Genomic DNA, 7,269 nt, shown 5'->3' with positions numbered 1-7,269 from the left:
TGCCGCCGGTGAATGGCCTTATACCCACACCACAAAACCCACGCAACCCCAAAAAATAGGAAAACTACAAAAAAATTAAAAATCAGGTGTGGAAGGGAGCAGTTCACCGCCATGACGGAAGGGACAAACCCTGATAGCAAGGCCGGTTTGGTCGTCCGTTTCAACCATTAATCCGGCAACTGTGGCTTTGCCAGTGGCTGGTTGAAAGCGGTCTGTTGGGACTTTCTTCAACATTTTACGGATGGCATTTTCTTTTTCCATCCCGATGACGCTGTCATAATCCCCGCACATGCCTGCATCAGTTTGATAGGCCGTGCCACCTTTTAAAATACGATGATCGGCGGTGGGAATATGTGTGTGCGTTCCTACTATCAAGGAGAATCGGCCATCATAATGGTGACCAAAGACCATCTTCTCGCTTGTTGTTTCGGCATGAACATCCAAAATGGCAGCATGAATGGTTCCGCCAAGGCGATGACGTGCGAGAATCGCATCTACAGCGCGGAAGGGATCATCCAGCGCATCCATAAAAATGCGCCCCATTACGTTAATGACCAAAACCTTCCGTCCACATGGCAGAGTTAACACGCAACCACCCTGCCCCGGTGTACCCTCTGGATAATTTGCAGGGCGCACAACTGTGGGAAGCTGGTCTAATTGACCGATTAAATCCTTACGGTCCCACGCATGATTGCCTAATGTGATGACATCAACGCCGCCATCCAGAAGGTCACGCGCAATTTGGGGGGATAGCCCAAAGCCGTGGGAGGCATTTTCAGCATTCGCAATTACGGCATCAAGAGATAGCTGCTCTCGCCAATCCTTCAAACCAGCTAGGACAGCATCACGCCCACTACGACCAACAATATCGCCTAAAAATAAAAGTCTCAAAACATGTCCTTCATGCTGGCTGTCTGGATGATTTCAGAGTCTGTTACGATCATGGGGAGGGGCTGATCATGCTCATCCATCGGAATGTGCGCTTGCTCTTGTTGAGAAAGACCGTACCCTATCAAGCGCGCTTGCGGGTAGAGCGGTAAGGTGCGGTCATAATAACCGCCGCCATAACCAAGCCGCCCCCCTGCTCTATCAAAAGCGACAAGCGGAACGAGTATGACATCCGGCTTACATCGCCGCCCTGTGGGAAAGGACGTGCCAAAACGGCCTCGCCTCATGCGCGTTGTTTCTGTCCAACAGCGGAATATAAGAGGCTGCCCTTTAGGAGGGGTGTGTGGGAGGGCGACCTGATACCCCGCGCGCGCAAGCTGTTTACAAAGGGGGCGTAAATCCACCTCCTCGGGTAAAGGCCATACGGCAGCCACTATGTTTGGTTTTATAGACTGCAAAAGCACTGCAAGACGCGCGATAAGCTGCCGATTTTGCCGTGGTGTGACAAATGGTCTATCGGCAAGGCAGGCCTGCCGAATACGCTGTTTTTGTGCGGAAGATGTAATGCTATCGGGCATAAGCTTGTTCCGTGAAGCCACCTTAGCCGTTGGTCTCATCAGCCCTCCCGGACCTGCTAGGGCAGGTGGGCACCGGTAATAACGTGACCACAGCCACGACAGAGCCAGTTCCCTTGGAAGTGCTTATCGGCCCAGAGGTTGATCGTGCCTGACGCGCTAGGCAGCTTCGTCCCCCATATTGCACTCCTGAGCCGAGATAACAAGGGCGCACCTTAGCTGTGAGGATTAGCCGTTGTTGTAGCAGCAGTTATGCTCTCTTGTGAGGATGTTTTAAGATGCCCCTCTACCCGTTGGAGCAAATTACTTGCTGTAGCGGCAGCATCGGCCAATCGGTCTGACATATGCCGATGAGCTGCTTCTAACTGCTGGCTGCGCGCAAGAGCAGCTTTTTCCTCCGCGGTCATGCGCTTACCTTGTGCCTCATAAAGCTCATCTGCCAGTAATAAAGAAACGAGAAAAAGAGCTTCCTTATCCCCACGCGGTGCCAAGGTCTTACGCACATCCTCCAACCGTTGGCTGATTGATGCGGCGAGGGTTTTAAGATGGCCCTCCTCCCCATCCTGACAGCCAACGATATAGCTTACACCCCCTACTGAAAGTGTTACTTGGGCCATAATGTTACTCCTTCTCTTGCGCACCCATAGGATGAGGTAGGTTATCAGCTGCGAGGACTGCACGCAGTTGGGCTTCCAGACGCTCAATCCGCTTTAATAGCATGCCGCATTTCTCCTCCTGCCGTGTGCGTTCTGCCTCGGCTTGGATTTCCTGCTGCTCCAAGGCGAAGCCAAGCTGAACTAACGCCATCTCCAGCTGTTCAAGGTCAGGATTTTTCTGCATAATGGCTGGTAAAGTCTCCTCTGACACTGATACGCTCCCCCTTGTAAGTATGGCTTTTAAAGATATAATCGCCTTCCATGTGAGAATAACATGACTGATCCTCACAGCACGTCAAGCATCTTTGCTGCTTTTCCACGTCCCTTTCTCACAATCGGCACGCGTCCTCTCTTGCTAGAGATATGCCATCAACGTGGTTCGCGCCCTTTTACCATCCTCTCCCCAGCCTATGCCGGGGCGAGTTTGGGATTGCCTTGGTGGTTGCAGCTTATCACCGACATAGAACACCCCTCCATCTTAGATTGTGGAGCCAACGCCGCCTTGGCCTTAGAGGCCTTACATCGCGGCATAGATGGCGTTATCTGCCGGGACTTTCGCGCCACTATCCCCAAAGCAATGGAAGGACGGCTTGCCTCTATCCGGCCATCTGTAATGCAGCACTGGCAAAATACGCTATAATCTGTCACATCTAATCTATTATGACCGCACCTGACCTCTACCCCATATTGCCCTCGCTCCAACTATTGACGGAGCTTCAAGACCGGCTGCCTCCTATTTTAGAAATGGAGAGCGTAACGGCTTTGCGTTTATGTTTTGATAGAACCTTAAAACACAGCCTGTTAGACTCCCTTCGTCAAATGGTGTGGAGCTATAATGTAGCTCTCATCCTTGCACCATCTGACCTTGGATTACTTTGCGATATTCCCCTTACAGAGATTGATGGGCTGCATCTCTCCCGTCCTGCAGAGGTAAAGACCCTTATTAATCGCAAGGATAAACCCAAAAACTTGCAATTAGGATGTTCATGCCTCACATTAGATGATGCAATGAGTGCTGGGGAGCAAGGTGCAGATTATATCAGCCTCCCCGCTACGGCCCTAACAGCCATTACGCAATGGAGCCTCTTTGCGGAACTCCCCATTGTAGCAGAGCATATTACAGCCGTGGAGGACGGGGCAGCAGCGGCCAAAGCAGGAGCGGATTTTCTAGCAATTCCACTGCATAATGCAGAGGACATCACCACCCGTTTTGTCGAGATAAAAGAGGCTCTCTCTTAAAAAGAGCCTCCCACTCCCTCACCGATGCGGCAATACTGAATCAATCACAAGCAACATGCCGTTCGCTTGCTTATATTCGCTCCCCTTCAACATCGCAGAACCATTACGCCCAATGACTTGAATACGCCCATCAGGCAAGGGCTTAAAGAGCAGGTCATAATCCGGGCCCGAGAGGGTTTTAACGCGCACTGTTCCATCCTGTGATCGAGCAGCCCGGCGGCGGATTTTCTTGACATCCCACGACCCTTTAATGATTGTCTGGCCAATCAGCTCGCGAACATAAGTATGGCGTGGACCCTCTGCAAGAGGAGCGACTTGAACGCGGTAATAGGCCTCAAACGGCTTATTAGGGATAGCAAGAACCGTATAATTATCCTCTCCCTCCAAATACTGCCAATAACCTGCCCGCTGTGTTACAACTGCATAATCGGCAAGCTCAATCGCGCTGGCTATATTATCGCTCAATGGGCGATCCTCATACGACATGACTGGCGGGACATGATACGCACTAACTGGGTTAGGTGGCTCATCAGGGCCAGCAGGTTTATATCGCTCATGGATGCTCTCCGCCTCTGGCAGGAAGGTCCCATGTGTAGAGGCTGAGACATCCAACGGGTCTTGGCGGTCGGGCTTATCGCTACAGCCTGCTACAGCGCATAATGCTACAAAAGAGCCAATCAATAACGGTGTTTTACACCGTAGAATCCGGCGCATGCTCAACATCCACCCCCATGCATTTTCCACCCCACAACCTGATCAGACACAAGCTCGAAGGTGGTCTGGCAACTGCTGCTATAATAGCTGGGGGGGATTTCCACACCACCCCAGCCGCCATAGCCGTACCCATAGCCGCCACCCCAGCCCCAATCCCAACCGCCTGTACCGGGGGAATATTGGGTTGTTGTCTCGATATAAGATAAGAAATTATGGCCCTGTGTTTGGTAGCCACGGCTTGGCACGCCAAAACGGCGAATCACATCAACCGAGCTTTGCCCAATCATAGCATTCAACACTTTTGGCCGCTGAATCTCAGGGGTACTACAGGCGGCCAATAAAAGCCCTGCCCCTAAAATAACCAACATCCCCCTATAAGGCTTCATAATGCCCCCTACCCATCACATAATCATCATCACATAACATGCATTACTTAACAGCTTAGCCAAAGAATCGTCTCAAGACGAGGGGCCCCGGTTGCCAACATCACGAGCCGGTCAAACCCTAAGGCGATGCCTGATGTCGGCGGCATATCAGCAAGGGCCGCAAGGAAAGCCTCATCTAACGGCCAATCTTGCTCTGGCGTAAGGGCTAAACGCCGCGTGCGGTCGGCTTCAAAACGCGCTCGTTGTTCGTGAGGGTCGGTTAATTCCTCAAACGCATTGGCTAATTCCATCCCACCAGCATAAAGCTCAAAGCGCAAAGCCACGCGTGGGTCTGCCGCGTCCCGCTTAGCAAGGGCGGCTTGTGCAATAGGCCAATGGGTTAGGAAGGTAGGCCGCTCCCGCCCAATAACAGGCTCGATTCTTTCTAACAAAAGGCGGAAGAAAAGATCCTCCCACGTTTCACCCTCTCGTAACGTCACGCCAGCATCATGCGCTAAATGGGCAGCATCATCAGCCGTGGCTAACACATCCACCCCCACATAACGGGCAAAAGCCTCCTGCATGGTGAGACGCTCAAAAGGCTGGGTGAGGTCTAACACCCCATCTTTATAGGGAAGATGGGGCGGCAAAACTGCACGTAAGAGCTGCTCTGTTTCATCCATCAAAGCCGATAAGCCCGCCCCGGGATGATACCATTCTAGCATGGTAAACTCCGGCATATGCGTGGCACTGCGCTCCCCATTGCGCCACACACGCGCAAGCTGAAACAAAGGCTGCCCCGTGGCAGCGACAAGGCGTTTCATCGCGAATTCGGGACTCGTGTGAAGGTAGCGTGACTCCGCTGTGCTATCTGGATGCTCCAACAAGCTGCGGAAACAGCGTAGATGCACCTCCTCCCCCGGCGTTGGGACAAGATAAGGGGTTTCCACCTCCCAATAGCCGCGTCCCTCAAAAAAGGCACGAACAGCACGAACCATCTGGGACCGCCGCTGTAAAAAGGGCAGACGCTCTCTAATCTGGGCAGTGCTTTGCCCCATGATGCCCCCTCTTATTATGAGATGATTGCCTTGCTCCCATCTTGCCGGAATCCATCCGCCTTCGCTAGAGCAACATTATGCCTGACCCTACCACCCCCTCAGATAAAACACTCCGCAGCCCACATGCTTTGCTAGAAGCAGGCTTAATTACAGCTGCCCAAAAAGAGGGGCTGGAAGCTGTGGCGCATCATTATGCAACAGCGATTCCTCCTGCATTCCAACAGCTCATCCAAGGCCCTGATGACCCGATTGCTCGGCAAGTCATCCCCGATAAGCGGGAATTGCAAACCCAGCCTCATGAGCAAGCTGACCCGATTGGGGATGATGCCCTCTCCCCCGTGCCGGGTATTGTGCACCGTTATGAGGACCGAGCGTTGCTCAAGCCTTTGCTCATTTGCCCTCTTTATTGTCGCTTCTGCTTCCGACGGGAGCATGTTGGCCCCGATGGTGGGTTGTTAAGCGATTCCGAGTTAGAAGCGGCGTTCCGCTGGATTGAGGAACATCCTGCCATTCGTGAAATCATCCTTACCGGGGGGGACCCGCTCATGCTCTCTCCGCGCCGGATGACGCATATTATTCAGCGGCTTTCTAACATCAAGCATATAGAGATTATACGGCTCCATAGCCGTGTTCCCGTAGCCGCGCCGGAGCGTATTACTCCCGCTTTGTTGGATGCGTTAGAGACAGACCGCGCTTTATGGGTAGTCATCCATGCTAATCATGAACGTGAGATAACAAAGCAAGCTCGCCACGCTATTCGGCACATATTAGGGCGGGCCATCCCTGTACTATCCCAATCGGTTTTGCTGCGTGGGGTGAATGATACTGAAGAGGCTTTAGAAGGATTGCTCCGGGCCTTAATTGCTGCGCGTGTAAAGCCTTATTATCTGCATCATCTCGATTCTGCCCCCGGTACGGCCCATTTCCATGTCCCTGTTGAGGAAGGACGCGCTTTGCTTGAACGACTCAGGGGGCGCGTCTCTGGGTTAGTATGGCCGACTTATGTTGTGGATATTCCCGGAGGAAAAGGGAAGGTTCCCTTAGGGCCGGATTACCTCATCCCCACTGCCCCAGACCATCACCCTCATGCACGTGGGGTGGATGGAAAACAATATCCCTTCACCTAAAACCCTTGCCCCGCCCCATCGGCACGGCTAGAAGTCATCACGACACGACTTGATCTTTTGCATGCACATCAGGAGCTGACATGAAACAGCAAGCCAACCTCATCCGGGCCGGGCAGGTCATTGAACATAATGGCCGCCGTTGGACCGTCCTTAAACAGCAGATTCTAACACCGGGTAAAGGTGGTGCCTTTATTCAGGTTGAGATGCGCGACCTTGCCAGTGGCAATAAGAGCAACGAACGTTGGCGCACCGCTGATACAGTCGAGCGTCTGATTACAGAAGATAACGACTACATCTATTCCTACATGGATGGCGATAACATCGTCCTGATGGACCCAGAGACCTTTGAGCAAACCATGCTGCCAAAGGATATTTTGGGTGACCAGCTTCCCTTCTTGCAAGATAACATGACCATCAGCGTCAAGCTGGTAGAAGGCGACCCGGTGGCTGTAACACTTCCGCCGCAAGTCACGTTGGAAATTGCCGAGGCTGACCCTGTTGTAAAAGGCCAGACGGCAAGCTCCTCCTACAAGCCGGCTATGCTCTCCAACGGTGTGAAGGTCATGGTTCCGCCTTTCATCGAAGCGGGTGAGCGCATTGTTGTGCGTACAGAAGATGCCACTTACGTTGAGCGTGCCAAGGACTAA

General features: G+C 52.6%; 11 protein-coding genes and 1 other RNA gene. 4 read left to right on the top strand and 8 right to left on the bottom strand.

Annotated features, from left to right (window positions below; translation table 11 throughout):
• Positions 1-75: 75 nt before the first annotated feature.
• From NQF89_RS07670 to NQF89_RS07650, 5 genes are all read right to left on the bottom strand, one after another.
• Entirely contained in the window at positions 76-891 is an 816-nt protein-coding gene (locus tag NQF89_RS07670; RefSeq protein WP_155579485.1) for a TIGR00282 family metallophosphoesterase, read from the bottom strand.
• A complete protein-coding gene (locus NQF89_RS07665; RefSeq protein ID WP_155579486.1) occupies positions 888-1,466 on the bottom strand; it encodes a 5-formyltetrahydrofolate cyclo-ligase in 579 nt (192 codons plus the stop codon). The genes NQF89_RS07670 and NQF89_RS07665 overlap by 4 nt, the downstream gene beginning before the upstream one ends.
• A gap of 10 nt (positions 1,467-1,476) precedes the next feature.
• A non-coding RNA gene (ssrS, locus tag NQF89_RS07660) (6S RNA) lies at positions 1,477-1,636 on the bottom strand.
• 42 nt (positions 1,637-1,678) lie between these two features.
• Positions 1,679-2,080: a cell division protein ZapA gene (locus NQF89_RS07655; protein ID WP_155573553.1), complete on the bottom strand. Its 402-nt coding sequence runs from the start codon at positions 2,078-2,080 to the stop codon at positions 1,679-1,681.
• Positions 2,081-2,084: 4 nt separating this feature from the next.
• Positions 2,085-2,330, bottom strand: a complete 246-nt coding sequence (locus NQF89_RS07650; RefSeq protein ID WP_155573554.1) for a hypothetical protein — start codon at positions 2,328-2,330, stop codon at positions 2,085-2,087.
• A 63-nt stretch (positions 2,331-2,393) separates the two neighbouring features.
• On the opposite strand from NQF89_RS07650, the gene NQF89_RS07645 reads away from it, so the two are divergent.
• Both NQF89_RS07645 and NQF89_RS07640 read left to right on the top strand, forming a co-directional pair.
• The gene (locus tag NQF89_RS07645) at positions 2,394-2,759 is read left to right on the top strand and encodes a hypothetical protein (RefSeq protein WP_155573555.1); all 366 of its coding nucleotides are present in this window, start codon (positions 2,394-2,396) and stop codon (positions 2,757-2,759) included.
• A gap of 20 nt (positions 2,760-2,779) precedes the next feature.
• Positions 2,780-3,358, top strand: a complete 579-nt coding sequence (locus NQF89_RS07640) for a thiamine phosphate synthase (protein ID WP_155573556.1) — start codon at positions 2,780-2,782, stop codon at positions 3,356-3,358.
• Between the two features lie 18 nt (positions 3,359-3,376).
• On the opposite strand, the gene NQF89_RS07635 is transcribed toward NQF89_RS07640, so the two are convergent.
• The 3 genes from NQF89_RS07635 to epmA are packed head-to-tail and all read right to left on the bottom strand — an operon-like array spanning position 3,377 to position 5,495.
• On the bottom strand, positions 3,377-4,072 hold the full coding sequence (locus NQF89_RS07635) for a hypothetical protein (RefSeq protein WP_155573557.1): 696 nt from the start codon (positions 4,070-4,072) through the stop codon (positions 3,377-3,379).
• Between the two features lie 2 nt (positions 4,073-4,074).
• Positions 4,075-4,458, bottom strand: a complete 384-nt coding sequence (locus tag NQF89_RS07630; protein WP_155579487.1) for a hypothetical protein — start codon at positions 4,456-4,458, stop codon at positions 4,075-4,077.
• 47 nt (positions 4,459-4,505) lie between these two features.
• The gene (epmA, locus tag NQF89_RS07625; protein ID WP_266137893.1) at positions 4,506-5,495 is read right to left on the bottom strand and encodes an EF-P lysine aminoacylase EpmA; all 990 of its coding nucleotides are present in this window, start codon (positions 5,493-5,495) and stop codon (positions 4,506-4,508) included.
• Between the two features lie 77 nt (positions 5,496-5,572).
• Here epmA and NQF89_RS07620 point away from each other — a divergent pair, with 77 nt between their 5' ends.
• Complete coding sequence (locus NQF89_RS07620) at positions 5,573-6,622, top strand: lysine-2,3-aminomutase-like protein (RefSeq protein WP_155573558.1); 1,050 nt, start codon at positions 5,573-5,575, stop codon at positions 6,620-6,622.
• Between the two features lie 80 nt (positions 6,623-6,702).
• A complete protein-coding gene (efp, locus tag NQF89_RS07615; RefSeq protein WP_099026740.1) occupies positions 6,703-7,269 on the top strand; it encodes an elongation factor P in 567 nt (188 codons plus the stop codon).

This window comes from Bombella pollinis (assembly GCF_026385485.1).
Taxonomy (GTDB): domain Bacteria; phylum Pseudomonadota; class Alphaproteobacteria; order Acetobacterales; family Acetobacteraceae; genus Bombella; species Bombella pollinis.
The sequence above is the reverse complement of the archived record's forward strand: the minus strand, read 5'-3'. Positions and strand labels throughout refer to the sequence as shown.